The sequence below is a fragment of the Pseudoalteromonas sp. TB25 genome (genome assembly GCF_000497995.1).
Lineage (GTDB): Bacteria > Pseudomonadota > Gammaproteobacteria > Enterobacterales > Alteromonadaceae > Pseudoalteromonas > Pseudoalteromonas distincta.
Genome location: NZ_AUTI01000094.1, coordinates 1 through 1,781, shown reverse-complemented (window position 1 = coordinate 1,781; position 1,781 = coordinate 1). Strand labels below are relative to the sequence as shown.

Annotated in this window: 2 protein-coding genes and 1 pseudogene; 2 read left to right on the top strand and 1 reads right to left on the bottom strand. The window is 42.4% G+C overall.

The genetic code is table 11. From position 1 onward, the window contains the following. Together L652_RS1000000124850 and L652_RS0101870 are read left to right on the top strand one after the other, a co-directional pair. Positions 1-127: pseudogene (locus L652_RS1000000124850) on the top strand (oxidoreductase); the annotation flags it as partial. A gap of 73 nt (positions 128-200) precedes the next feature. Next, on the top strand, positions 201-1,397 hold the full coding sequence (locus L652_RS0101870; protein ID WP_024597373.1) for an MFS transporter: 1,197 nt from the start codon (positions 201-203) through the stop codon (positions 1,395-1,397). Positions 1,398-1,478: 81 nt separating this feature from the next. Here the strand turns inward: L652_RS0101870 and L652_RS0101865 are convergent. Continuing rightward, on the bottom strand, positions 1,479-1,781 hold a 303-nt coding region (locus L652_RS0101865; RefSeq protein ID WP_024603230.1), incomplete at its 5' end, for an EamA family transporter.

Here is a 1,781-nt window from a genome sequence, read left to right as displayed (position 1 = left end):
TGCGCGTGGTATTTTATATAACCCGCATTGGCCGTGGCATGTTGCTGCAGAGCTTGGTGCTACAGTGACTGCACCTAAACAGTATTTACGCTCAAGCCCACATGGGCAGCCATCCCCAATTAAGTAAAGTTTAGTTTTTTGTAAAAACCCAATCAGCGTTTGCTGGTTGGGTTTTATTATTTTTGTAAAGTAGGATACACATGACCCAAACAGGCGTTTCAGCGCAACCACTTAGCAATACACTCGTCACTATTATTGCTTTGTGCTGCGGCCTTATTGTTGCCAATATTTACTACGCTCAACCTATCATTGAGTTACTAGCACCAGAGGTGGGGTTAAGCTCGCATAGTGCCAGCCTTATCGTATCGCTTACACAAATAGGTTATGCCTTAGGTTTGTTTTTTTTAGTGCCTTTAGCTGACTTAATAGAAAACAAACGCTTAATGCTTATAACGCTCGCTGTGTCGTTTTTAAGTTTAGTGGGTACGGCATTGGCTGATTCACCTAATGTAATGCTTATTTTATGTTTGATGATAGGTATAAGCTCGGTGTCTGTTCAGGTTCTTATTCCGCTTGCTGCGCATTTATCGTCGGATGAAAAACGCGGACAGGTGCTTGGTAATATTATGGCAGGTTTGCTGTTAGGTATTTTGCTTGCAAGGCCAATATCGAGCTTAATAGCCGATCACTTTGGTTGGCGTGCTGTATTTTACTTTGCAGCAGGGTGTATGGTGTTTATTGCAGGCGTAATTTATTTTGCTATTCCAAGCAGGCAACCTACCCATAAAACAACGTATTTTAAGTTATTAAAATCGCTTAAACAGTTAATGATTAGCCAACCAGTGCTGCGCCAACGTTCACTTTTTCAAGCATTAATGTTTGCATCGTTCAGTTTATTTTGGACGAGCGTACCGGTTGTGCTTGCCCGTGAGTATGGTTTATCCCAATCAGAAATAGCATTGTTTGCACTAGTGGGCGCAGCAGGTGCTGTAGCAGCTCCCATTGTTGGGCGTTTGGCTGATAAGGGCTATACGCATCAGTTATCGTTACTGGCCAAACTCATTGCAGCACTGTGCTTTTTACCAAGCTTATTTGAGTTACCTTACGGCATTATAGTATTGGCATTAACCGGTGTGTTTATTGATTTTTCTGTGCAGGCCAATATGGTATTGGGTCAACGTGCAGTGTACGCACTAGAGCCACAAAGCCGTGCGCGTTTAAACGCTATTTACATGACGAGTATATTTGTAGGTGGCGCAGTAGGCTCGCTTATTGCCAGCCCATTATATGAAGCGTGCGGGTGGACAGGTATTGCTCTGGTCGCGACGGGCATGCCGCTTATTTCGTTGATTGGCTATTTGGTTACAACTAAAAAGCAAAGTAAGGCTGTGAGTTAAAAAATTACTGGATACAACACAATAAAGTCACCATGTTGCGTGGTGACTTTATTTAGATTATTTAGGTTATTTGGTAGTTAACTAAGTAGTCTGTTTTTTTGCGTTTGAAAACGAGCTACCAACAGAGGCAATAATTACCAGTAATATTGCCAGCCACTGCCAAATAGACAATAGTTCGCCTAATATGAGTAATCCGGCTAATGCTGCAATTGCGGGCTCTAAACTCATCATAATACTAAAGCCTTGCGACGACATATTACGCAAAGTGATCATTTCTAGGGTATACGGCAGGGCGCTTGAGAGTACTGCAATAGCAATACCTAATGGAATAATATCCCAACTGAATGAAGAGGCTTGCAAAATTCCGCCATAGGGCACAAGTAC